The sequence below is a fragment of the Duganella radicis genome, assembly GCF_009720825.1.
In the GTDB taxonomy this organism is placed as follows: Bacteria; Pseudomonadota; Gammaproteobacteria; order Burkholderiales; family Burkholderiaceae_D; genus Rugamonas; species Rugamonas radicis.
This window is the reverse complement of record NZ_WNKY01000008.1, coordinates 43,943-67,386: the sequence shown is the minus strand read 5'-3', so window position 1 is coordinate 67,386 and position 23,444 is coordinate 43,943. Positions and strand designations below refer to the sequence as shown.

General features: G+C 63.4%; 20 protein-coding genes and 1 riboswitch. Of the genes, 12 read left to right on the top strand and 8 right to left on the bottom strand.

Annotated elements, in window-relative coordinates; all coding sequences use genetic code 11:
- Positions 1-158: 158 nt before the first annotated feature.
- From GM676_RS09970 to GM676_RS09915, 12 genes are all read left to right on the top strand, one after another.
- Positions 159-551: an Mth938-like domain-containing protein gene (locus tag GM676_RS09970; protein WP_155463387.1), complete on the top strand. Its 393-nt coding sequence runs from the start codon at positions 159-161 to the stop codon at positions 549-551.
- A complete protein-coding gene (locus GM676_RS09965; protein WP_155463386.1) occupies positions 551-2,206 on the top strand; it encodes a glycosyltransferase family 39 protein in 1,656 nt (551 codons plus the stop codon). Before GM676_RS09970 ends, GM676_RS09965 begins: the two co-directional genes overlap by 1 nt.
- Positions 2,207-2,224: 18 nt before the next feature.
- On the top strand, positions 2,225-2,596 hold the full coding sequence (locus GM676_RS09960) for an SMR family transporter (RefSeq protein WP_155463385.1): 372 nt from the start codon (positions 2,225-2,227) through the stop codon (positions 2,594-2,596).
- Between the two features lie 62 nt (positions 2,597-2,658).
- A complete protein-coding gene (locus tag GM676_RS09955; protein ID WP_155463384.1) occupies positions 2,659-3,798 on the top strand; it encodes a DegT/DnrJ/EryC1/StrS family aminotransferase in 1,140 nt (379 codons plus the stop codon).
- A gap of 5 nt (positions 3,799-3,803) precedes the next feature.
- Positions 3,804-4,814, top strand: coding sequence for a glycosyltransferase (locus tag GM676_RS09950; RefSeq protein WP_155463383.1), 1,011 nt, complete (start codon positions 3,804-3,806; stop codon positions 4,812-4,814).
- The gene (locus tag GM676_RS09945) at positions 4,811-5,737 is read left to right on the top strand and encodes a formyltransferase (RefSeq protein ID WP_155463382.1); all 927 of its coding nucleotides are present in this window, start codon (positions 4,811-4,813) and stop codon (positions 5,735-5,737) included. The genes GM676_RS09950 and GM676_RS09945 overlap by 4 nt, the downstream gene beginning before the upstream one ends.
- Positions 5,738-5,760: 23 nt before the next feature.
- A complete protein-coding gene (locus GM676_RS09940; protein WP_155463381.1) occupies positions 5,761-6,801 on the top strand; it encodes a bifunctional UDP-4-keto-pentose/UDP-xylose synthase in 1,041 nt (346 codons plus the stop codon).
- A 22-nt stretch (positions 6,802-6,823) separates the two neighbouring features.
- On the top strand, positions 6,824-7,768 hold the full coding sequence (locus GM676_RS09935) for a polysaccharide deacetylase family protein (RefSeq protein WP_155463491.1): 945 nt from the start codon (positions 6,824-6,826) through the stop codon (positions 7,766-7,768).
- A 17-nt stretch (positions 7,769-7,785) separates the two neighbouring features.
- Positions 7,786-8,241 carry a peroxiredoxin gene (locus GM676_RS09930; RefSeq protein ID WP_371866178.1) on the top strand — a complete coding sequence of 152 codons (456 nt, stop codon included), beginning with the start codon at positions 7,786-7,788 and terminating at the stop codon, positions 8,239-8,241.
- Between the two features lie 230 nt (positions 8,242-8,471).
- Positions 8,472-10,274 (top strand): PhoH family protein, encoded by a 1,803-nt coding sequence (locus GM676_RS09925; protein WP_155463380.1) that lies wholly within the window; start codon positions 8,472-8,474, stop codon positions 10,272-10,274.
- A gap of 284 nt (positions 10,275-10,558) precedes the next feature.
- Complete coding sequence (locus GM676_RS09920) at positions 10,559-10,849, top strand: type II toxin-antitoxin system HicB family antitoxin (protein ID WP_155463379.1); 291 nt, start codon at positions 10,559-10,561, stop codon at positions 10,847-10,849.
- Between the two features lie 63 nt (positions 10,850-10,912).
- Complete coding sequence (locus GM676_RS09915) at positions 10,913-11,113, top strand: heavy-metal-associated domain-containing protein (protein ID WP_155463378.1); 201 nt, start codon at positions 10,913-10,915, stop codon at positions 11,111-11,113.
- Here GM676_RS09915 and GM676_RS09910 read toward each other — a convergent pair whose 3' ends face one another.
- The 8 genes from GM676_RS09910 to GM676_RS09875 form a co-directional block, all read right to left on the bottom strand.
- Positions 11,114-11,821, bottom strand: coding sequence for a glutathione S-transferase (locus tag GM676_RS09910; RefSeq protein WP_155463377.1), 708 nt, complete (start codon positions 11,819-11,821; stop codon positions 11,114-11,116). It abuts the gene before it with no gap.
- A 52-nt stretch (positions 11,822-11,873) separates the two neighbouring features.
- A complete protein-coding gene (locus GM676_RS32770; RefSeq protein ID WP_155463376.1) occupies positions 11,874-13,439 on the bottom strand; it encodes a methyl-accepting chemotaxis protein in 1,566 nt (521 codons plus the stop codon).
- Positions 13,440-13,547: 108 nt separating this feature from the next.
- Positions 13,548-15,584, bottom strand: a complete 2,037-nt coding sequence (locus tag GM676_RS09900) for a TonB-dependent receptor (protein ID WP_155463375.1) — start codon at positions 15,582-15,584, stop codon at positions 13,548-13,550.
- Positions 15,581-19,546, bottom strand: coding sequence for a cobaltochelatase subunit CobN (locus GM676_RS09895; protein ID WP_170304274.1), 3,966 nt, complete (start codon positions 19,544-19,546; stop codon positions 15,581-15,583). The genes GM676_RS09900 and GM676_RS09895 overlap by 4 nt, the downstream gene beginning before the upstream one ends.
- A 10-nt stretch (positions 19,547-19,556) precedes the next feature.
- Positions 19,557-19,892 (bottom strand): DUF2149 domain-containing protein, encoded by a 336-nt coding sequence (locus GM676_RS09890; RefSeq protein WP_155463373.1) that lies wholly within the window; start codon positions 19,890-19,892, stop codon positions 19,557-19,559.
- 1 nt (position 19,893) lies between these two features.
- Entirely contained in the window at positions 19,894-20,460 is a 567-nt protein-coding gene (locus tag GM676_RS09885) for a MotA/TolQ/ExbB proton channel family protein (RefSeq protein ID WP_155463372.1), read from the bottom strand.
- Positions 20,461-20,536: 76 nt separating this feature from the next.
- Positions 20,537-20,754: riboswitch (cobalamin riboswitch) on the bottom strand.
- Positions 20,755-20,758: 4 nt separating this feature from the next.
- The gene (cueR, locus tag GM676_RS09880; RefSeq protein ID WP_155463371.1) at positions 20,759-21,145 is read right to left on the bottom strand and encodes a Cu(I)-responsive transcriptional regulator; all 387 of its coding nucleotides are present in this window, start codon (positions 21,143-21,145) and stop codon (positions 20,759-20,761) included.
- Positions 21,142-23,412, bottom strand: coding sequence for a heavy metal translocating P-type ATPase (locus GM676_RS09875; RefSeq protein ID WP_229262615.1), 2,271 nt, complete (start codon positions 23,410-23,412; stop codon positions 21,142-21,144). Before GM676_RS09875 ends, cueR begins: the two co-directional genes overlap by 4 nt.
- Positions 23,413-23,444: the final 32 nt, after the last annotated feature.

Genomic DNA, 23,444 nt, shown 5'->3' with positions numbered 1-23,444 from the left:
TTCCCTGACCTGCCAAAACGCCCAAGCCGGCCCGTGCTGCAATGCGAAAAGAACCATTCTGCCGAAAGGCTCAGATTTAATCAACCTTTCAGGCCGAAGCCCCCTTGAAAACGCTACAATGATGCTTCTTTTGCCGTTTAAAATCCGCGATTTACGCCATGAAGCTCCACCAAAGCGATACCCAAAAATACCAGACCGTGACCGGCTACGATGAAACCGGCGTGGAAATCAACGCCGAACGCTACAACTACAGTCTGATTGTGCTGCCGGAAACGCCGCCGCGCCCCTGGAACGTGCCCAACTTTGAATCGATCACCGCCCAGCATTTCGACCTGATCGGCGCCGACAGCCCGGACGTGGTCATCCTCGGCACTGGTGCGCGCCAGCGCTTCATCCACCCGAAGCTGACGGCCGCCCTGACCATGCGCCGCATCGGCGTGGAATGCATGGATAGCCAGGCCGCCTGCCGTACCTACAACATCCTGATGGGAGAGGGCCGCAAAGTCACGCTGGCCCTGGTGATCGACGCCGACGAGGGCAAAACCGCCTGATGAACGACCTGTATAACTCGAAAAAATTCGTTTGGGGACTGTTGGCGGCGTTTGCCGTCGTCTGGTTGTACGCGCTGGGCATCCGCACGCTGGTGCCGCCCGACGAGGGCCGCTATGCCGAAATGGCGCGCGAAATGTGGGCCACCGGCGACTGGATCACCACCCGCCTGAACGGCATCAAGTACTTTGAGAAGCCGCCGCTGCAAACCTGGATGAACGCCCTGTCGTTCGGCCTGTTCGGCTACGGCGAATGGCAGGCGCGCCTGTGGACCGGCCTGTGCGGCCTGGGCGGCGTGATCTTCACCGGCTACGCGGCCAGCCGCGTGTTCGGCGCGCGCGCCGGCTTCTACGCCGCGCTGGCGCTCGGCTCCAGCCTGTTCTGGGTGGCCTCCGGCCAGATCAACTCGCTGGACATGAGCTTGTCCGGCATGATGACCATCGCCCTGTGCGCCATGCTGATCGCCCAGCGCGACGGCGCCACGCCGGCCGAACAGCGCAACTGGATGCTGCTGTGTTGGGCCGGCATGGCGCTGGCGGTGCTGGCCAAGGGCCTGATCGGGCTGGTGCTGCCGGGTGCCGTGCTGACCCTGTACAGCCTGCTATCGCGCGACTTCGCCATCTGGACGCGCCTGCACCTGGGCAAGGGCCTGCTGCTGTTCTTCGCCATCGCCACGCCATGGTTCGTGCTGGTCGGCCTGAAAAACCCGGAGCAGCCGCACTTCTTCTTCATCCACGAGCACTGGGAACGCTTCTTCCTCAAGACCCACCACCGCGAAGGCCCGTGGTACTACTTCCTGCTGATGCTGCTGCCCGGCCTGATGCCGTGGCTGGGCGTGGCGCCGCAGGCCCTGTTCAACGGTGTCCGGCGCGCGCCGGGGGTGTTCCAGCCCAAACTGATGCTGGTAATCTGGGCCGTGTTCATCACCTTCTTCTTCAGCTACTCCAGCTCCAAGCTGCCGGGCTACATCCTGCCGGTGTTCCCGGCCATGGCCATGCTGAGCGCCACCTATCTGGAGCACGCCAGCCGCCTGAACCGCATGCTGGCCGCCGGTCTGCTGCTGCTGGTGGGCGTGGGCGGCTTGGTCGCCGTGCCGCAAATGGTGGAGATGGCGGTGCGCCATCCGGACGAGCGCGCCCTGCTGGAGGCCTACCAGCCATGGGTGCTGACCGCCGCCATCGTGGCCGCCGCCGGCGGCGCGCTGGCCCTGCTGCACGCGCGCCAGCTGCGGCGCGACCTGACCGTGCTGACGCTGGCCATCGCCGGCTTCATCTCGGTGCAACTGATCCTGACCGGCTTCGAGCCCTACGGCAATATGCGGGCCGGCAAGGCGCTGGCGCTGAAAATGGCGCCCGAGCTCCAGCCCGACACCCGCATCTACTCGGTCGGCACCTACGAACAGTCGATGACCTTCTACCTGCGACGCACCGTCATCCTGGTCGATTACTGGGACGAATTCACCTTCGGCCTGCGCCAGCAGCCGCAGCTGTCGCTGAATATGCAGGGCTTCGTCGACCAATGGAACCAGCTGAGCGCGCGGAATACCAAGGCCATGGCCATCCTCGACCAGCAAGCCCACGACGAGCTCAAGGCGCGCGGCATCCGCATGCGCGTGGTGGCCGAAGACACCCGCCGCCTCGTCATTACCAATCTGTAATGAACAAAACCACAAACAATGAATATCGCAACTTTTAGCTTCATCGTGTCCGGCGTGCTGCTGAACGCCGTGGCCCAGCTGCTGCTCAAGGCTGGCGCCCGCAACGTCGGCGAAATCCACCTGAGCTTGAGCAATCTGTTCAGCGTCGGCTGGCGTGTTGCAAGCCAGTTGCCCATTATTGGCGGGCTCGCTTGCTATGTACTGTCGGTGGTGCTGTGGATTATCGCGCTGTCGCGGGTCGATGTTTCCGTGGCTTATCCGATGCTGTCGCTGGGCTACGTGGTGACCGCCATCGGCGCCTGGTATCTGTTCGGCGAGGCGCTGTCGATGCAACGCCTGCTTGCCATTTTCGTCATCCTGATTGGGGTAGCGTGGCTGGCGCGGACCTGACGAACAATTTAGAATTGCGGCCATACGTTTATATAAAACTACCATAACGAGCTAACCACCTCATGAGTGCTGACCTGCCCTTCCTGCCCTTTTCCAAGCCTACGATAGACGAGGCCACCATCACCGCCGTGGGCGAAGTCCTGCGTTCGGGCTGGATCACCAGCGGCCCCAAAGTGGCGGCGTTTGAAGCCCGGCTGTCGGAATACTTCGGCGGCCGTCCGGTGCGCACCTTCAATTCCGGTACCTGCACCATGGAAATCGCGCTGCGCATCGCCGGCATCGGCCCCGGCGACGAGGTGATCACCACGCCGGTGTCGTGGGTGGCCACCGCCAACGTCATCATCGAGGTGGGCGCCACGCCGGTGTTCGCCGACATCGACCCGCGCACCCGCAACATCGACCTCGACAAGCTGGAAGCGGCCATCACCCCGCGCACCAAGGCCATCATCCCGGTCTACCTGTCCGGCCTGCCGGTCGACATGGACCGCCTGTACGCGATCGCGAAAAAACATAATTTGCGCGTGGTGGAAGACGCGGCCCAGGCCTTCGGCTCGGAATGGCAAGGCAAGCGCATCGGCTCCTTCGGCGACTTCATCTCGTTCAGCTTCCAGGCCAACAAGAACATCACCACCGGCGAAGGCGGCGCGCTGGTGCTGAACAACGAGGAAGAGGCCAAGCTGGCCGAGAAATACCGCCTGCAAGGCGTGACCCGCAGCGGCGTCGACGGCATCGACGTCGACGTCCTCGGCGGCAAATACAATATGAGCGACATCATGGCCGCCATCGGCCTGGGCCAGTTCGCCAACATCGAACAGATCACCGCCCACCGCCGCGCGCTGGCGCGCCGCTACTACGAGGCCTTCGGCCCGGACTTCGAGGCGCAGTCGGGCGCGCAACTGCCGCTGCCCGCCTTCGATTCCAGCAACTACCACCTGTTCCAGATCATCCTGCCGGACCACGGCCCGGCCACCCGCGCCGACTTCATGCACGCCATGAAGGAACGCTTCAACATCGGCACCGGCTACCACTACGCGCCGATTCATTTGTTCACCATGTACCGCGAGCGCGGCTTCCGCGAGGGCATGTTCCCGGTGGCGGAAAAGATCGGCCGCCTGACCGTGACGCTGCCGATGTTCTACGCCATGACCACCGCCGACGTCGACCGCGCGGTCGCCGCCGTGAAAGCCATCCTGATCAAATGACCGATATGACTGTTTCCCTGACCAGGCCGGAAATTTCGGTCGTCATCCCGATCTACAACGAGCAAGCCGGCCTGGCCGCCCTGTTCGCGCGCCTGTATCCGGCGCTGGACCAGCTGGGCACCAGCTATGAGATCGTGTTCGTCAACGACGGCAGCCGCGACAACTCGGTGTCCATCCTGGCCGAGCAGTTCCGCGCCCGCCCGGACGTCACGCGCGTGGTGCTGTTCAACGGTAACTACGGCCAGCACATGGCCATCCTGGCCGGCTTTGAGGCGGCGCGCGGCGAGATCATGATCACGCTGGACGCCGACCTGCAAAACCCGCCGGAAGAAATCGGCAACCTGGTGGCCAAGATGCGCGAGGGCTACGACTACGTCGGCTCAATCCGCCGCAAGCGCCAGGATTCGGCCTGGCGCACCTACGCCTCCAAGGCCATGAACAGCCTGCGCGAACGCATCACCAACATCAAGATCACCGACCAAGGCAATATGCTGCGCGCCTACGGCCGCAATGTGATCGACCTGGTCAACCAGTGCGCTGAAGTGAACACCTTCGTGCCGGCGCTGGCCTACCGCTTCGCCCGCAACCCGACCGAGATCATCGTCGAGCACGAGGAGCGCTCGGCCGGCGAATCGAAATACTCGCTGTACAGCCTGATCCGCCTGAACTTCGACCTGGTCACCGGCTTCTCGCTGGTGCCCTTGCAGTTCTATTCCATGATGGGCATGCTGATGTCGCTGATCTCCGGCCTGCTGGTGGTGGTGCTGCTGGTGCGCCGCCTGTTCCTCGGCGCCGAGGCGGAAGGCGTGTTCACGCTGTTTGCCATCACCTTCTTCTTCATGGGCGTGATCCTGTTCGGCATCGGTTTGCTGGGCGAATACGTGGGCCGCATCTTCCAGCAAGTGCGCGCGCGGCCGCGCTACGTGGTGCAGACCATCTTGCAGCAGAAACCGGGCGAGGCGCTGGACGGCGTCCAGGCCGGCGTGGAAAAACGCACCGTGGGCCGGTCATCATGAATGATTTCGATACGCGCCAGCGCGCGGTGGTGTTCGGCTACCACAACGTCGGCGTGCGCTGCCTCAAGGTCTTGCTGGCCGGCGGCGTGGACGTGGCGCTGGTGGTCACCCACGAGGACAGCGCCAGCGAAAACATCTGGTTCGAGTCGGTGATTTCGCTATGCCAGGCCGAGGGCATCCCCTACATCACCCCGGCCGACGCCAGGTCGCCCGAGCTGCTGGCCCAGGTCCAGGCCATCGCGCCGGATCTGATGTTCAGCTTCTACTACCGCCACATGCTGCCGGCCGAGCTGCTGGCGGTGGCGCCCGCTTTCAATATGCACGGCTCGCTGCTGCCGGAATTCCGCGGCCGCGCGCCGGTCAACTGGGCGGTGCTGCATGGCGCCACCGTCACCGGCGCGACCCTGCACGAGATGACCGTCAAGCCGGACGCCGGCGCCATCGTCTCGCAGATGGAAGTGCCCATCCTGCCGGACGACACCGCGCACGAAGTGTTCGGCAAGGTGCAGGTGGCGGCCGAGCAGGCCCTGTGGCGCGTGCTGCCCTCGCTGCTGGACGGCACGGCGCCGCGCCTGCATAACGACCTCAGCAAGGGCGGCTATTTCAGCGGCCGCAAGCCGGAGGACGGCCGCATCGACTGGAGCCAGCCGGCCCAGCAGGTCTACAATCTGCACCGGGCGGTCGCCCCTCCTTATCCGGGCGCCTTTACCGACATCAACGGTGTACGCTACGTGATCCAGCGTGCCCGCCTGAATGGCAATTTCGGCAACGTTATTTCTCTCAGTTTGCCACCGGGCTTGACCGTGGTGGATAATTGCATCTTTGGCGTCTGCGGCGATGGCCGCATGCTGACGATTTCCTCTCTGACGGCGGACGGCGATCCCATCACCGCCGAACAATTACAAGCCCGCCTGGCGGCATAAGAACATCCATTGGAAACCAAAACATGAAAAAAGTACTCATTCTCGGCGTGAACGGTTTTATCGGCCACCACCTGTCGAAGCGCATCCTGGAAACCACCGACTGGCACGTGTACGGCATGGACATGAGTACCGACCGCATCAGCGACCTGCTGGCGCATCCGCGCATGCACTTCTTCGAAGGCGACATCACCATCAACAAGGAATGGGTCGAGTACCACGTCAAGAAGTGCGACGTGATCCTGCCGCTGGTCGCGATCGCCACGCCGTCGACCTACGTCAAAGCGCCACTGCGCGTGTTTGAACTGGACTTCGAAGCCAACCTGCCCATCGTACGTTCGGCCGCCAAGTACGGCAAGCACCTGGTGTTCCCGTCGACCTCGGAAGTGTACGGCATGTGCCACGACGAAGAGTTCGATCCTGAGAACTCGGAACTGATCTGCGGCCCGATCAACAAGCCGCGCTGGATCTATTCCAACGCCAAGCAACTGATGGACCGCGTGATCTGGGGCTACGGCATGGAAGGCCTGAACTTCACCCTGTTCCGTCCATTCAACTGGATCGGCGCCGGCCTGGATTCGATCCACACGCCGAAGGAAGGCTCCTCGCGCGTGGTGACCCAGTTCTTCGGCCACATCGTCCGTGGCGAGAACATCTCGCTGGTCGACGGCGGCCACCAGAAGCGCGCCTTCACCGACATCGACGACGGCATCGACGCGCTGATGAAGATCATCGAGAACAAGAACGGCGCCGCCACCGGCAAGATTTACAACATCGGCAACCCGGTCAACAACTACTCGATCCGCGAGCTGGCCAACATGATGCTGGAACTGGCGCCGAAGTACCCCGAGTACGCCGACGGCGCCGCCAAGGTCAAGATCGTCGAGACCACCTCGGGCGCCTACTATGGCGCCGGCTACCAGGACGTGAAGAACCGCGTGCCGAAGATCACCAACACCTGCGAAGAGCTGGACTGGAAGCCGACCACCACCATGGCCGACGCGCTGAAGAAAATCTTCGACGCCTACCGCGGCCAGGTGGCCGAAGCACAGAAACTGATGGACTAAGCAGTTGAGCAATAAACCACTGATGGTGTTGAAGATCGACGTCGACACCTATCGCGGCACCCGTGAGGGCGTCCCCAACCTGGTCCGCATGCTCACGGCGCACAACGCCGGCGCCACCTTCCTGTTTTCGCTCGGGCCGGACCATACCGGCTGGGCGATGCGGCGCGCGCTGCGTCCGGGCTTCTTCAGCAAAGTCTCGCGTACCTCGGTGGTCGAGCATTACGGCTTCAAGACCCTGATGTACGGCGTGCTGCTGCCCGGCCCGGACATCGGCAAGGACTGCGCGGCCGAAATGCGCGCGGTGCGGGACGCCGGCTTTGAATGCGGCATTCACACCTGGGACCACGTGCTGTGGCAGGACAACGTCGCCAGGCGCGACGCCGCCTGGTCCGCCAGGATGATGCGCAAGGCCGCCGCCCGCTTCACGCAAGTGTTTGGCGTGGCGCCGTGCACCCACGGCGCGGCCGGCTGGCAGATGAACAACGGCGCCTTCCACGAACACGACACCGCCGGTTACGCCTACGCCTCCGACGGCCGCTGCGTGCTCAACGCCGACGGCACGCTGGCCAATCCGGCCGACGGCCCGCACCGCCTGTCCGACGGAAATAAAGTGCTTGCGCACATACAGATGCCGACCACCCTGCCGACGCTGGACGAGCTGCTGGGCTGCGAGATCGGCGGCGTCACCATCGGCACCGCCAACATCGCGGCGTTTCTGCTCAAGCTGACCGAGGGCGCCACGCGCGACCATGTTTATACTTTGCATGCAGAGCTTGAAGGACAGAAACTCGCCCCCATATTCCAGCAGTTATTGGCAGGTTGGCAAGCACAGGGATACCAATTGGCGTCCATGGCGGACTACCACCAGAAGATCCAGCACCTGCCGATGCCTGTTTGTCCCATCACCTGGGGCGAGCTGCCGGGACGTTCGGGCCAGCTGATCGTCCAGGGCGCCGCCCTCGCCTAAATCTTCAGGAGACGCCAGTGGCTGACGTAGTAAGCAATTTTTCCGCACCGATGACCAGCGGCCAGACCTTCGAACTGTCCGGCCGTCCGGCCCGTTACACCGTGCTGTTCTTCTACCCCAAGGACAACACGCCTGGCTGCACCACGGAAAACATGGCTTTCCGCGATCTGCACGAACAGTTCCTCGCGGCCGGCGCCGAAGTCTACGGCATCAGCCGCGATTCGCTGCGCTCGCACGAAAGCTTCAAGACCAAACTGGGCCTGCCGTTCGAGCTGATTTCCGATCCGGATGAAGCGGTGTGCCAGCAGTTCGGCGTCATGAAGATGAAGCAAATGTATGGTAAGACTGTACGCGGCGTCGAGCGCAGTACGTTTGTGATTGACGCTAACGGCCAATTGATGAAAGAATGGAGAGGCGTGAAGGTGGCGGGTCACGTCGACGAAGTGCTGGAATTTGTAGCGCGTCAGGCTTGAGTGGTGCGTTGCAGTTCCGGTTTGCTCAACCAAGCAGGAACGTAAGCACATTTTGAGTCATCACTGTACCTCTTACCCTCCTCGGTGGCCAGCCGGCCACCTTGCGGTACTCACCGGGCTGGAACCATGCCCATCGGCAGTCTTTCACCTGTTTTCCCTTAAAGCATCCACCCCATGTGGCCGACCGCCCCATGGCGGATTCCTCCTTTATTTTTCCAATTGAGATCCTGATGCCACTGCCAAAAATCCCAAGTAAGCCAGCGACTATACTGTTGGCAAAAGATTACCCCAAGGCCAGCGGCCGCGTAACGCCTGCCCTCGCGGCAGTTGCCGATATCCCGGAGCCTGCCCCAGCGCCGAAGAAAGCGGCGACCGTTAAGACAGTACCCGCGGCAAAGAAACCTGCGGCAGCCAAGACCCCGGCCGTCAAAGGCAAGGCCGTGGCCGCCGTATTGAAGGCCGCGCCGGCCGTGCTGCAAGCCGCCGCCGACACCGTGGAAGCGAAAGGCAAGTCCTCGCCACGCGGCAAGGTCACGCCGATCACGGCCGAGGCGCCGCATCCGGCCAAGCACAAGCCGAACGAGGTGACCATCAAGTCGTCCACCAGCCGTCACGCCGACCAGACCGGCGCGACCAAGATGTTTGTGCTGGATACCAACGTGCTGATGCACGATCCATCGTCGCTGTTCCGCTTCGAGGAACACGATGTCTACCTGCCGATGATGACGCTGGAAGAGCTGGACAACCACAAAAAGGGCATGACCGAGGTGGCGCGCAACGCCCGCCAGGTGTCGCGCACCCTGGATGCGCTGGTGTCCAACACCGACGACGACGCCATCGAGAACGGCATCCCGCTGTCCAAGCTGGGCAACAAGGACGCCAAGGGCCGCCTGTACTTCCAGACCCGCCTGCAAACGGCCGAACTGCCGGTCGGCCTGCCATCGGGCAAGGCGGACAACCAGATCCTGTCGGTGGTGCGCTCGCTGGAGGCGGAGCAGGAAGGCCGCGCCATCGTGCTGGTGTCGAAAGACATCAACATGCGCATCAAGGCGCGCGCGCTGGGCCTGCCGGCCGAGGATTACTTCAACGACCACGTGCTGGAAGATACCGACCTGCTGTACTCGGGCATCGTCCAGCTGCCGGATGATTTCTGGACCAAGCATGGCAAGGACCTGGAATCGTGGCAGGAGAACAAAAACGGCCAGAGCGCGACGTTCTATCGCGTCACCGGTCCGTTCGTGCCGTCCATGCTGGTCAACCAGTTCGTGTTCCTGGAGCCGAAGAATGGCGAGGCGCCGTTCTATGGCCAGGTCAAGCAGATCAACGGCAAGACCGCCGTGATTCAAACCCTGCGCGACTTCAGCCACAACAAGAACAACGTCTGGGGCGTCACCGCGCGCAACCGCGAGCAGAACTTCGCCCTGAATCTGCTGATGAATCCGGAATGCGACTTCGTCACCCTGCTGGGTCAGGCGGGCACGGGCAAGACCCTGCTGGCCCTGGCGGCCGGCCTGGCGCAAGTGCTGGAAACCAAGCTCTACAACGAAATCATTGTCACCCGCGTGACGGTGCCGGTCGGCGAAGACATCGGTTTCCTGCCGGGCACCGAGGAAGAGAAAATGTCGCCTTGGATGGGCGCGTTTGACGACAACCTTGAAGTGCTCAACAAGTCCGATTCGGATGGCGGCGAGTGGGGCCGCGCGGCGACCCAGGACCTGATCCGTTCGCGCATCAAGATCAAGTCGCTGAACTTCATGCGCGGCCGCACCTTCGTCAACAAGTTCCTGATCATCGACGAGGCGCAGAACCTGACGCCGAAGCAGGTCAAGACCCTGGTGACGCGCGCCGGTCCGGGCACCAAGATCATCTGCCTGGGCAACATCGCACAGATCGACACGCCGTACCTGACCGAAGGTTCGAGCGGGCTGACCTATGTGGTGGACCGCTTCAAGGGCTGGTCGCACAGCGGCCACGTCACCCTGGCGCGCGGCGAACGCTCGCGCCTGGCCGATCACGCCAGCGACGTCCTGTAACGATATAAACTGTTTAGCTCGTTTAACAGCCCCGCCCGCAGCGATGCCGGCGGGGCTGTTTTTTTGTGTCTTGTCGGGCGAAGGCAACAGCGGCGTGCAAGGGCGTCGCGGCCGGGCCTCATAGTGCGTGCGCGATCCTTATGGCAACAGTCGATAGCAATCACACAAATTGCCGTTAACGTCATCCAAGAAAACGCTTGAAACCGGCGGCGACCTGTATAACACTAAACTCCCAAGTCATTGATTTTGCCCGTCTTTCGCGCCCTAGCTAAGGTTGAGACATCATGGACATCCCTATCCTGATCCAGAAGACGGTGGACGCCAAAAAGAAGTATGACGTGACGGTGCCGGACATCCCCGGCTGCGTCACGACCGGCGAGACAGTGGACAAAGCCATGAGCAACGCCACCAAGGCCATCTACGGCCACGTGGGCCAATTGGTCGAGCAAGGCAAACCCTTCGAAATCCGCCCCTCCGAGGTTGAAACCCTGGCGCAGGAACCCGACTACGCCGGCGGCATCTGGGCCCTGATCAGCCTCGACCTCGCCAAGCTGGACGATCCGCCGGAAGATTAAGCTTGACCTTCCCACCGCTGGAAGGATTAAAGTGTACTCATCGAAACTGTTTGGGAGTACACGATGTATCAGCTTCAAGTAGAAAATATGAGCTGCGGCCACTGCGTGGGCGCGGTGACCAAGGCCGTGCAGACCGTGGACGCGGCGGCCAAGGTGGAAATCGACCTGGCCACCAAATCCGTCAAGATCGACAGCGCCGCACCACTGGCCCCATTCAAATCCGCCATCGCTGACGCCGGCTATCCCGTCGCCAGCACGGCCTGACTACTTATCCAGCTCCGGATAGCGGCGGAAAATGCCGGTCTCGTTGAAGGGGATGCGGCGTTTGGATTGCAGGTAGGCGGCGATATTGGGACGCGCCGCCACTTTGTCGTGCAAGGCGATCAACTTGGGATACGAGGGCTCCAGCCGCGCCATGGTTTTCGGGAAGGCGTAGCGCAGGCCTTCGATCAATTGGAACAGCGACAGGTCGACATACGACAGGCGCGAGCCCACCGCCCAGCCGCCCTGCACCACACCCTCAAAGTAATCGAGGAACTTCGGAATGCGGTGCTCGCGGAAATCCTTCGCGCGCTTTTTCGCTTCCGTCTTCTGGTCTTCGTAATACAGATTGGTGGAGATCGGATGGTGGGTCTCGTGCGCCTCGTTGACGATGTCCGCGATCGTCAGTTGCAGCTGGTTGGCCCATAAGCGGCCAGCCTCCGCGCGCGGCGCCAGCTTGTGCTTCGTCCCCAGGTACATCAGGATGTTGGCGGTCTGCCCGATCAGCAATTCGCCCGCTTGCAGCACCGGAGGCGCAAACGAGGGGTGATCGGTCTGCTCGAAATCCAGGCTGGCCATCATCTTCGGCATGCCGCCCTTCTGCCGCGCCACGTCCACATAGGGCACGCCAGCCTCCTCCAGCGCCAGCCGGACAAATTCGCCGCGCCCTTGCAGGCCTGGCCAGTACAGCAGTTGATAGGGAGTCGTCATGCCCTCATGGTAGCATCATCGCGCGCAATCCGTCGCACAGACGGCCACGGCGTTACGATGCCAAAACCAGCCTGTCCCCATTGAGCTTGAAGACGCTGACGCACTGACTCAGGCCGCGCGCCTGTTCCTGTAACGACTGCGAGGCCGCCGCCGCCTGTTCCACCAGCGCCGCATTTTGCTGTGTCATGCTATCCATTTGCGTGACGGCCTGATTGATCTGGCCGATGCCATGCGACTGCTCCTGACTCGCCGCCGAAATCTCGCCCATCATCCCGGTCACGCCCTTGATGCTGTCGACCACCTGCCGCATGGTCTCCCCCACTTGGCCGGCCAGCTTGCTGCCCTCGGCGACTTTGGCCGCCGAGTCGGCGATCAGGCCCTGGATTTCCTTGGCGGCGCCCGCCGAGCGCTGCGCCAGCGTTCTCACCTCGGCCGCGACAACCGCAAAGCCGCGTCCCTGCTCGCCGGCACGCGCCGCCTCCACCGCGGCGTTGAGCGCCAGGATATTGGTCTGGAACGCGATGCTGTCAATCACACCGGTGATGTCGCCGATATTGCTGGCGGCCTGGCTGATGGCCTCCATGGTGGCGGTCAGATGCGCGATCTCGTCCCCGCCCTGGCTGGCCACCTGCGTCGCCGAAGCGGCAAGCTGATTGGCCTGGTGGACGTACTCGGCGTTGTGCTGCACCGCTGCGGCCAGCTGCTCCATCGATGACGCGGTCTCTTCCAGCGAACCGGCTTGCTCCTCGGTGCGCGACGACAAATCCAGATTGCCGGCGGCGATCTGGGCCGACGCGGTGTCGATGGTATCGGCGCCGCCGCGCACGCTGGTGACGATGCGCACCAGACTGTCCTTCATGTCGCCCATGGCGTGCAACAACAGCCCGGTCTCGTCTTTCGAGTCGGCGGCGATCGCGCCGCGCAGATCGCCCTCGGCCACGGTGCGGGCGATCCCGACCGCCTGTTCGAGCGGCACGGTAATGGAACGGGTGATGATGTACGCCATGGCCACCGCCAGCGCCAGGGCCAGCGCGGCCAGTCCCAGCACCATTTTTTCCGTCGAGCGGTACAGCCGCTCCGCCTCCTCGCCGCTTTCGATCAGGCTATCGTCCTGATGCTTGATCAGGACCCGCACAACATCAACGTAGCGGCGCTGGTCCTGCTCCATGCGGGTTTGCAGCAAGGCCGCCGCTTCCGCCTTCCGGTCCTCGGCAAGTTCCAGAAACGCCTTCTGCGACGCCTGGTAGACCACGTTGGCCTCCTGGATGGCCTTGAACTGGGCCTTTCCGGCCGGCGATTTGACCAGGGAGTTCAAGCGATCGAAATCAACCGCCAGCGCATCGTTGTTATCGCCCAGGATGCGCCGCTCGCGCGCGCTGGCTTCCGGGCTCTCCTGCGACAGCATATTGCGCATAGCGCTGGCGTTGCGATTGACGATGTCCAGCACTTCGTAAGCCAGCACGGTCTTGGGATATTTGTCGTGAACGATTTTTGCTGTGCGCTCATTCAGCAGGCCCAGGCTCCAGATACTCAGCCAGACACATCCTGCCATGAGGATCAATATCAGCCCGAACGCGCTGCCGAGCCGGATACCGATTTTCCAGTCCTTGATTTTCATGCGGCTCTCGAAGACAAACAAGCATCTTACGGCAGACACCTAAGATTTCCCATCAGGAAATCCCTATATTCAGATCAGGAAGAACTGATTTCATGGCGCCTGCGGCGGCTAGAACACCGCCTTCACCGTCAGGCGGAAGGTGCGCCGTTCGGCCGGATGGTAGTGGATGTCGTCCACGCCCTCAGCCGGCTCGCCCGGCAGGCGCGAGGCGTAGTAGTAATCCACGTCGCTGACCTTGCGGTCGAACAGGTTGAAGGCATCCAGCTGCGCTGACCAGCGGCGGTTAAACTTGTAGCCGATGCGCGCATACGCAATCGCCGTGGTGGCCGAACGCCGGCTGTTATCCTCAATCAGCGGACGCGGGCCGAAGTAACGCATCTGGAACGCCGCCGACCACGGACCGAGATCCGTGATGGTGGCGCCGAACGACGCCACCTTGCCGATCGCGCCGGGAATGTAATCGCCCGCCTCGTCATGTTCGGTGTAATGCCCGCGCGAGTAGGCCAGATCCAGATCCAACAGCAGCCAGGCATTGGCGATGTAGTGGTTGTTCCACTCGACGCCGGACCGGTAGCTGCCCCGGCTCGGCGAGGTATCGCCCGCATCGCCGGAGAATACCAGCTCCGAATCGGAGCGCAGCTTCCATACCGCCAGCGAACTTTGCAGGCCGGTCAGGAACTCGGTGCGCACACCGAGTTCCGCGCCGCGCGTTTTCACCAGCGGCGTGACCGGATCGACAGGCTCGCGCTCCTTCGGCGTCAGGTGCACCGTGGTGCCGCGCGCGTCGTTGCTGTGGAAGCCCTCGCCGTAGTTGACAAAGAATTCGGTCTTGGCCCATGGTCCCAGCACCACCGACAATTTCGGCGAGGTGGTGCCGGCGCTGACCTTGCCCGCGTTCTCGGCGAGATTGGTGTTCACGTCAAAGCGATAGCGGTCATAGCGCAGGCCGGCCGTGGTGCGCAGCCAATCTTGCCACTGCACGGTGTTTTCAAGATAAGCCGCCACGCTCCCCTCCTTCACCGTGGATTCGGTGATCGCGCGCAGCGGCTGCTGGTTGCGCGTGGCATACAGCGACAGCGGCGACAGGTAATCGTAACGTCCCTGCACGCCCACCTTGTTGCTGACATCCAGTCCGCCCCAGTGACTGAACCAAGTCTGCGCCACATCGAAGCCACCCATGCGGCGCTTCTCGTTCTGGCGTGACTGGTCACCATTCACCGGATCATCGAGGAAGTAGGTGAAGTCATTAAACAGCGTCAGCTCCGATTGCACCAGATAGGCATTGGCCTGCAACAGCGCATCACTGCTACGCTTGCGCAGCGTGGCGGACACGCTGTAACGCGAAGTGCGGCCGCCATCGCTGGCATCGATCGCGCCATACGGATTGAGCTCGCCGCTTTCCACCGCACGCAAAGGGATCTGGTTGCTGGCGTGCCACGCGCCTTTGTAGAACATGCCGGTCACGCTGAACTGATCGTCGCTCGCGCCCTGCGCGTAGCGCAGCACACCGAGACTTTTGTGGAAGGCTTCCGGCGTCACCCATGGGCCATTGTTGTGGCCCAGCTCCGCGCCGTACACCAGATTGCCCGCGCCCCAAGGTGTGGAGCCAGTGACCACGGAGCGCACGTACTGGTTTTCGCCCACGCTAACGCTGGCGGTATTTTCCTTCAGCTTATTCGCCAGCGTCATATGCGCTGCGCCGGCGGAAGCGAAGTCGCCTTCGTCGGCGTAGTACGGGCCTTTCTTGTAATTGATGCGGTCCACCAGTTCCGGGACCAGGAAGTTCAGATCCGTATAGCCCTGGCCATGCGCGTGCGTCCGCATATTGATAGGCATGCCGTCGACGAAAGTGGCAAAGTCAGTGCCGTGATCGAGATTGAAACCGCGCAGGAAGTACTGATTGGCCTTGCCGTCGCCGCTGTGCTGCGTGACGATCACGCCCGGCACAAACTCCAGCAACTCGCCCGGACGCAGGGCCGGACGATTGGCGATCAGGTCCGCCGTTACCGCGCCCTGGCTGGCCGCGACGGAAGTGCCGACGCCGTTGTCGTAGTGGCCGCGCACTTCGATGGTGGTGCTGACATCTTCCGCATGCGCCGCCAGCGGCAGCACTGCCGCCAGCGCGACGAGGGACTTACCGATCATACAAAGCCTTTCAATTGACGAAGTTTGTTCTTGCGGCTGACGTAGCCGACGCCCACCAGTGCAGTGGCAAGCGCCAGCAGCACAAGCGTGCCAACGGTCTTTTGCACCGGCGTCAGGTTGGACAGGGTTTGCATCTCAAAGCCGCTGACTTTTGCGTCGGCTGCTTCGGGCTTGGTTTTGACCGCTGGCCTCGGAGCGGGCTGCGCTTGCTGGACTTCGGCCTTGGCCTGCAAGACCTTCAACTCGGCGGCGGCGTTTTGCATCGCCACCTGCGGTGATGGCGCCGCGCCGCCAACGCGCGCGGCATTTGCAGCACCGCGAACGATGGCAGCATTGGTTCCGACATTTGGAACGAAGTCCGCAGTGAATTGCGGCGCTATTTTTAACGTCGCCTTGCTGCACGAGTCGGCACTGCACGACACGCCGGCATCTTTGATGGCGACGGCATTCATCTGCTCCAGTTTCCTGAACACTGCGTCGCTTGGCTTCCAGTAGCCGCGTTCGATAGCGCTCAGCATGCGGTCGGTCATCGCCTGGAATGCGCGCAGGTTGCCGGCGGCGGCAAAGCGCTCGCGCACCTTCAAGCCGTGGCGGTCCGCCACGTAGGTGTCGTACATGCGCTGCCACTTGCCATCGTCGACCACTTCCGGCACCGTCACCTGCCACGCCCACAAATAGTCCACCACGCGGTTGATGTAGCGCGCGCCGGAATAACCTTCCTTCAGCATGGTGTCGGCCCAGCGCGGATTCAGGTAGCGCGACTGCATCTCCTGCCCCATGTACTGCTCCAGCGTTTTGTGGGTGGCGCGGCGCGGATTGGCGAGGTCGCTCACCATCACCTCCGGCGTCTTGCCGTCCACGCTGCGGATCGCCATCGCGGTGCCGCCGAGGTACTGGAAGAAGTCATCGTTATCCAGCGTGGCGAACAGATTGCTGGAGCGGCTGTGCAACGCGATCTGGCTGCCGGACAGCGCCTGCTTGAACAGCGCGCGGCGCTGGTCCGGATTGGCCTTGTCGTCGCCCCAGTAGCCGGCGCCGAACGGATGGCTCATGCGGTTGATGAAGACATCCGCCACTTCCTTCTCGTTCTGCCACGCGTTGGTCAGCGGGATCAGCTTCTCGATCTGCGTGCCGTAAGCGCCGCTCGGCACGCCGAAGATGCGCACCGACGCCATGCGCTGCGCCTCTTCCGCCGAAATGCCGCTGGCCGTCAGCGCGGCGGCGGTCTTGCGGCTGTGCGCCGCCATGACGTTGCCGCCTTCGTCGTCCTGCTTCTGCGCCAGCTGTGCGGCTTGATCCATCAGCGTGAGCAAGTTGGGGAACAAGTCGCGGAACAGGCCGGAGGACACCAGCGTCACATCCACACGGGGACGGCCCAGTTGCTTGCGGCTCAGGGCCTCCACGCCGGTGACGCGGCCACGTTCGTCCCACGTTGGACGGATACCCATCAACGCCATGGCCTGCGCTTCCATCACCCCTTCGTGGCGCGAAGTCTCCACGCCCCACAGGTTCATGCTGAGCTTTTCCGGATAAGCGCCGTGGCGCTTGCGGTAATCCTCCACCAGTTGCTGCGCCAGTCTGGCGCCGGCTTCGTAAGTGGTCTTGCTCGGAATGCGCGAGGGGTCGAGGCCGAAGAAATTGCGGCCAGTCGGCAGCGCGTTCGGATTGCGCACCAGGTCCGCGCTGGCGCCGGTCGGAATGTAGCGGCCCGACAGCGCTTGCATCAGGCGGTCCAGCTCCAGCTGCGCGCTTTGCTCGATGTCCGTTTCCAGCTGCGCGATGCGCCGGGTCTTCTGCTCCGGTGTGGAGGCATTATCGAGACTGACCACGGCGCGTGCTGTCGCATTGCGCTGTTCCGCCGCCGGCGCCACGCCGAAGGTATGCAGGCCGAAAGGCGTCAGCTTGTTGCCTGTGTCGTCGAGATATTCCTCCAGCCCTTCCATATCGGCTTCGGATTTCAGCTCGGTCTTCCTCATGTCCTTCAACACACCGCTCTTTGCCGCGAGACGGTTGATAGCCTTCAGATGGCTGGCCGCCAGCAGCGGGCTTTTTTGCTCGGCCACGCGATAGTCGTTGAGTAGCGCACCCAGTTCGCGCAAGTCGGGATTCAGGCCTGCCACATCAAACGGCGGCGTCATATGGTCGATGATGGTCGCCATGCCGCGGCGCTTGGCTTGGATGCCCTCGCCCACATCGTCCATCACATACGGATAGATGTTGGGCATGGCGCCGATCAGCGCTTCGGTTGGATCGCTGTCGGACAGGCCGGCCTCTTTACCAGTCAGCCACTCCTGCGTGCCGTGTGTACCGATGTGCATGACCGCGTGCGCATTGAAGTCCTTTTGCAGCCACAGGTAAAACGCGATGTACTCGTGCGACGGCGGCATGCTGACTTCATTGTGCAGCTTCTCCAGATTCTGCTCCCATGCGCGGCCCGGCTGCGGCGCCATCAGCACATTGCCGAAGCGGCGCGCGGGATAAACGAAGAAAGCCTCACCTTTCACGTTGCGCCACAGGACCGGCGCTTTCTCCGGCTTGCCCCACGATTGTTCGATCGAGGCGCGCAGCGGCTGCGGCAGGCGCGCGAACCACCGCTGATAATCGGACAGCGGCACCAGCAAGGCCTGGCCGCTTTCGGCGAGGTGCTTCAGGCCCGCCATGTAATCGCCTTTGGACTTGCCGGGATAATTGCCCCACTTCTGGATTTCGCCTTGCAGCTCGCCCTCGCTGGCAGGCAGCGCGTCGCCGGTGCGATAGCCGTCGTGCTTGAGGCGCCGGACGATCTGCCACAGGCTCTCCGGCAGCACGTTCAGGTAGGCCGCGCCGATGGTCTCCGAGCCGTGCGGATAGTTAAAGTAGATCATGGCTACGCGCTTGTCGCCATTGGCCTGCTGGCGCAAGGCCAGCCAGGCGGCCACGCGTTCGTTGAGGCGCTCGATGCGCTCCGCGATCGGCGTCTCCTCCACGTAGGCCAGGCCGGTCTGCGCATCGCTGATGCGTTCGCGGCTGGCGACCACGGTAGGTTGGATCAGGCCCGCCGCTTCCGCGCCGGCCAGTTGCCAGGTGCGCTCGATGATGTCGAGCCCCACCTTGGAGTCCTGCCACTGCGCCAACGATTGCTGGCTCAGTGTGATGGCGTTAATCGCCGGCACGCCGATCTGGTCGAGCAGCGCGCCCACGCTGGCGGTGCCGCCCACCTTCATGCCCAGCGCGACGATCAGGTCGACGCGGCTCTTGCCGTTTTCGTCCAACAGCAGCTTCAAAGGCACCTCATATGGATAGCCGAACACCGGCGCCACGTTATAGCCACTGGCCTCCAGCCGCGCGACGATGGCGGCCAGCGGCAGCGTCTGTCCCGCCACCAGGCTGGCGCGGTAGAACGGCACGGCAATCCATGGCGCGCCCGGTTGATGGTGAGCATAGCCACGCACGTATTCGTCGTAGCTGCCGACGGTGCGGTTGGCTTGCACGTCGTACAGGCCAAACTCCGGCATGGCGTGCACCGGCGCCACGCTCACTTTGGAGCCAAAGCTGTTGCGCAGGATGTAGCGCAGCAGATTGCCAATGTTCTCCACACCGCCCTCGGCGTGATAGGCCTGAATGGTTTTATCGTCGCGCACACCGAGTTCGCGCAGACTGTCGTCAATCGCGCCCACCGCGAACACCGGCTTGTGTGCTTTTTGCAGGGCTTGCAGTTCGGCGGTCAGGCCGGCCATGGCCTGGCGGCCCTTGACGCTGATGACCGCCACGTCGGCGGCAGCCAGCGCACTGCGATCGGCCGGCGTCAGGCCGTTCACCGGCACGATGCGGATACTGAGATTCAACGCCTTCAATTCATCCTGCAAGCCGCGCACCGCCAGCACGGTCGGCCGCGATTCGACATCACCCAGCATCAGCGCCAGCGTGCGCGGTGCGGACGCGGATTGCACGTAGCCGGCCACGCATAGCAACAGCAGGAGCACAGCCCAAAGCTTATTCCGGAACATAAACCACCTTCCCATCTGGCAGCTGGTATGCAGTGCCCAAACGTTTGCCGGAGCCGGACAGCGGCTTGTCGCTTACCTTGCTCACCTTGATCTCCGCACCCTTCTTGGTCAGCACCTCGACGCGACCGTCGGCGGTTTTTTTGGCGATGGTGACTTCGGAGTTCGGGTCTAGCAGGTCCATCATGTTCCAGGCCGAGAACAGCGCCAGCATCATCGCCACAATGAACACGATGCTGGCGTCGAACAGATTGGCCACGCCCGATAGCGGATCTTCGCCATGCTCGCCGTGGCGGCTATAGCGATGCTTGTTCAGATAGCGCATCTCAGCCCTCCGCTGCCAGCAGCGTTTCGGCGGCGAAGGCGATCTCGGTCAGGTCGCTGCGCAGCCAGTGCTCTCGCACCAACGTCAGCACGTACGCGCTGACGCTACACGCCAAGCCGACCACGGTGGCGGTGAAGGCGGTGGTCATCGACTCGGCCATCTTCGGCAGGTTACCCTGTGCGAGGCCGGCCAGTGAGATGCCCATCGGGATCAGGGTGCCCATCAGACCCAGCGCGGGGCCGACGCGCACCACGAAGCGCACGCCATCGAGGCGGCGTACGCCGCTGGCGTCGGCACGCTGCACCACACGTTCGAGGCGGGCGTCCAGCGCCGGCTGGCCTTCCTTGGCGGTGAGCGCGGCGGCCATCTCTTGTCTGGCGGTGGCGACCAGCATGCGCACGCCGCGGCGGCGTTCCAGCCACTCGGCGGCGAAGATGCCGAAGCAGACCAGCATGTGCAGCACCAGTGCGGCGATGCCGAGCAATACCGGCAGATAAAGCACATTGGAAATAGAATACAGCAGCGATTCAATCGAATGAATCGCCGCGTCAGCAGGCAGATTTTGCATAGACGGATTGTGAAAACAGCGCGCAAACCGCTCACCTCCCCGTGAGCGGAATGAACAGAAATGCTGGTAACGCTTTAGCATTCCCACCTGTTTGGCCGGTATCCGGGCTTGCAAGCGTACCCGCCTGACCTTCCCATGCACGAGGCACAGTGGTGTAGCGAAGCGGGTTGTCGTCGCGTGACGACGCTTGATTACCGTTGCGGGGGCAGCACAGGTTGGCCGGTATCGGCTTCCTATTTCCCGTTTAACTGCGCATCCGGACGGACGCGCGGGCACCAAAACGTGACGGGATTATACGTTAGTCCGCAAGGCTTTGGAGGATCGGGCAGTCGGGACGATGGTCGCCGTGGCAGCAGCTGGCCAGTGTTTGCAGGGTGTCGCGCATTTCGGTCAGCTCGGCGATGCGCTGGTTGAGTTGCGCCACGTGGCCCAGGGCGATGGTTTTGACGTCGGCGCTGGCGCGTTCCTTGTTCTGCCACAGGGACAGCAGGTCGCGGATCTGGTCCAGCGAGAAGCCGAGCTGGCGGGCGCGCTTGACGAAGCGCAGGGTGTGCAGGTCGTTGTCGCTGAAGATGCGGTAGCCGGCGTCGGTGCGCTTGCCGGGTGGGATCAGGTTGATGCTTTCGTAGTAGCGGATCATTTTGGCGGAGACGCCGGTGGCGCTCGCGGCTTGGCCAATGTTCATTGTTGGTTCTCCGGTTTCCAGCGGCGCAGCAGCAGCGCGTTGCTGATCACGCTGACGGAGCTCAGGGCCATGGCGCCACCGGCGACCATGGGGTTGAGCAGGCCGAAGGCGGCCAGCGGGATGCCGATCAGGTTGTAGATGAAGGCCCAGAACAGGTTCTGGCGGATTTTGTTGTAGCTGCGGCGCGAGATCTGGATGGCGGCGGCCACCAGTGCCGGATCGCCGCGCATCAGGGTGATGCCGGCGGCATGCATGGCGACGTCGGTGCCGCTGGACATGGCAATGCCGACATCCGCCGCGGCCAGTGCGGGCGCATCGTTGATGCCGTCGCCGACCATGGCGACGGTTTTGTCGTCTTGTTTGAGCGCCGCCACTGCGCTGGCTTTATCGGCCGGCAGCATGTTGGCGATGACGCGCCGCACGCCGAGCTGCTTGCCGACGTAGTCCGCGCTGCCCTGATTGTCACCAGTGAGCAGGATGGTTTCAATGTGCAGGGCGTGCAGCGCATCGACTGCCGCGCGCGCTTGTGGTTTGATGCGGTCGCCGAAGGCCAACAGACCAATGAGTTGGCGGGCGTCGGCGTCGGCCAGCCAGGAGATAGTGTGGCCGGAGCGCTCCAGTTCCCCGGCTTGCGCCGAAAGCGCAGTCAATGCGATGCCCTGCTCTTGCATCAGCCGCGAGCTGCCCAGCACCAGCCGCACACCGTCCACCGTCGCCGCCACCCCGCGCCCCGGCAACGCGCTGACATCAGCCACCAGCGGCACGGCGCCAGTCGGCGCGGCTTGGTGGACGGCGCGGGCCAGGGGATGTTCGCTGCCGCGTTGGATGGCGGCGGCCAGCGCCAGCAGGCGCGCTTGGTCGACGCCGGGTGCAGGTGTCAGCGCGGCCAGCGATGGCTGCCCCTCGGTCAGCGTGCCGGTTTTGTCGAAGGCCACGGTGGTGATGCGGTGCGCCAGTTCCAGCGCTTCGGCGTCCTTGATCAGAATGCCGTGGCGCGCGGCGACGCCGGTGCCGGCCATGATGGCGGCCGGTGTCGCCAATCCCAGCGCGCACGGACACGCGATCACCAACACCGCCACCGCGTTAATAATCGCCTGCTCGACGTCGCCGGCGGCCAGCCACCAGCCGGCAAAGGTCAGCAGCGCCAGCACCAGTACCACCGGCACAAACACGGCGCTGACACGGTCCACCAGATGCTGCACCGGCGCCTTGGCGGCCTGCGCGTCTTCCACCAGCCGGATGATGCGCGCCAGCGTGCTCTCGGTGCCGACCGCTGTCACGCGCACCAGCAGCAAGCCTTCGCCGTTGATGGCGCCGCCCGTGACGCGCTGGCCGGCATGGCGTGCCACCGGCAGGCTTTCACCGGTGATCAGCGCTTCGTCGACGTGGCTGGCGCCTTCGGTGATCACGCCGTCGGCGGCGATGCGTTCGCCGGGACGGACCACGATGATGTCGTTCACGCGCACGGCGTTGATGGCCACCTCCACGTCCTGGCCATCGCGGCGCACGCGCGCGGAATCGGGACGCAAGGTTTGCAGGGCGCGGATGGCGTCGGCGGTCTGGCGCTTGGCACGCGCCTCCAGCCATTTGCCCAGCAGGACTAGCGTGATCACAACGGACGAGGCTTCGAAATAAAGGTGCGGCTGCGCGTCCAGCAGCTGGTAGATGCTCAGGCCATACGCGGCACTGGTGCCGAGGGCCACCAGCAGATCCATATTACCGCTGCGGGCGCGCAGTGCCAGCCAGCCGGCACGATAGAAGCGCGCGCCCAGCCAGAATTGAACCGGCGTGGCGAGCAGCCATTGCACGCGGCCGTCCAGCATCCAGTGGACGCCAGCCAGTTCGAGCAGCATCGGCAGCAACAGCGGCAGGGAGAACAGCGCGGCCAGCAAGACGGCGATACCGCCGGCGGGCGCTGGGAAGGCGCGACGGCGGAGCGGCGCAGTGGCGATGGCGCCGCTGGCTGGGGCGCCAGCGGCCGGGATGCCGGTGTCAATCGCGCCGGTGTCCGGGGAGATCGCACTGTCGGCAGCAGCGGCGGGCGCAGCGAAGGTAGGTTCGGGTCGGGAGGCCTGGTAGCCGGCTTTGTCGATGGCTTGCGCCAGCACGGCGAAGTCCACCGGCTGCGACGATTCCACCCGCGCCATTTCGGTGGCAAGGTTGACGCTCACCTTGTCCACGCCCGGCACGGCCGCCAGCACGCGCTCCACCCTGCCAACGCAGGAGGCGCAGCTCATGCCTTCAATTTTGATCGCTTGCTGATTCATGGGACACCCAATGCTGTTACAACATCTACAGC

Coding starts and splice junctions, on each gene's coding strand:
- GM676_RS09970 (WP_155463387.1), top strand. CDS start 159: ATGAAGCTCCACCAAAGCGATACCCAAAAATACCAGACCGTGACCGGC.
- GM676_RS09910 (WP_155463377.1), bottom strand. CDS start 11,821: ATGACGACTCCCTATCAACTGCTGTACTGGCCAGGCCTGCAAGGGCGC.
- GM676_RS09900 (WP_155463375.1), bottom strand. CDS start 15,584: ATGATCGGTAAGTCCCTCGTCGCGCTGGCGGCAGTGCTGCCGCTGGCG.
- GM676_RS09960 (WP_155463385.1), top strand. CDS start 2,225: ATGAATATCGCAACTTTTAGCTTCATCGTGTCCGGCGTGCTGCTGAAC.
- cueR (WP_155463371.1), bottom strand. CDS start 21,145: ATGAACATTGGCCAAGCCGCGAGCGCCACCGGCGTCTCCGCCAAAATG.
- GM676_RS09965 (WP_155463386.1), top strand. CDS start 551: ATGAACGACCTGTATAACTCGAAAAAATTCGTTTGGGGACTGTTGGCG.
- GM676_RS09950 (WP_155463383.1), top strand. CDS start 3,804: ATGACTGTTTCCCTGACCAGGCCGGAAATTTCGGTCGTCATCCCGATC.
- GM676_RS09955 (WP_155463384.1), top strand. CDS start 2,659: ATGAGTGCTGACCTGCCCTTCCTGCCCTTTTCCAAGCCTACGATAGAC.
- GM676_RS09890 (WP_155463373.1), bottom strand. CDS start 19,892: ATGCGCTATCTGAACAAGCATCGCTATAGCCGCCACGGCGAGCATGGC.
- GM676_RS09935 (WP_155463491.1), top strand. CDS start 6,824: ATGGTGTTGAAGATCGACGTCGACACCTATCGCGGCACCCGTGAGGGC.
- GM676_RS09875 (WP_229262615.1), bottom strand. CDS start 23,412: ATGAATCAGCAAGCGATCAAAATTGAAGGCATGAGCTGCGCCTCCTGC.
- GM676_RS09940 (WP_155463381.1), top strand. CDS start 5,761: ATGAAAAAAGTACTCATTCTCGGCGTGAACGGTTTTATCGGCCACCAC.
- GM676_RS32770 (WP_155463376.1), bottom strand. CDS start 13,439: ATGAAAATCAAGGACTGGAAAATCGGTATCCGGCTCGGCAGCGCGTTC.
- GM676_RS09925 (WP_155463380.1), top strand. CDS start 8,472: ATGCCACTGCCAAAAATCCCAAGTAAGCCAGCGACTATACTGTTGGCA.
- GM676_RS09915 (WP_155463378.1), top strand. CDS start 10,913: ATGTATCAGCTTCAAGTAGAAAATATGAGCTGCGGCCACTGCGTGGGC.
- GM676_RS09945 (WP_155463382.1), top strand. CDS start 4,811: ATGAATGATTTCGATACGCGCCAGCGCGCGGTGGTGTTCGGCTACCAC.
- GM676_RS09920 (WP_155463379.1), top strand. CDS start 10,559: ATGGACATCCCTATCCTGATCCAGAAGACGGTGGACGCCAAAAAGAAG.
- GM676_RS09885 (WP_155463372.1), bottom strand. CDS start 20,460: ATGCAAAATCTGCCTGCTGACGCGGCGATTCATTCGATTGAATCGCTG.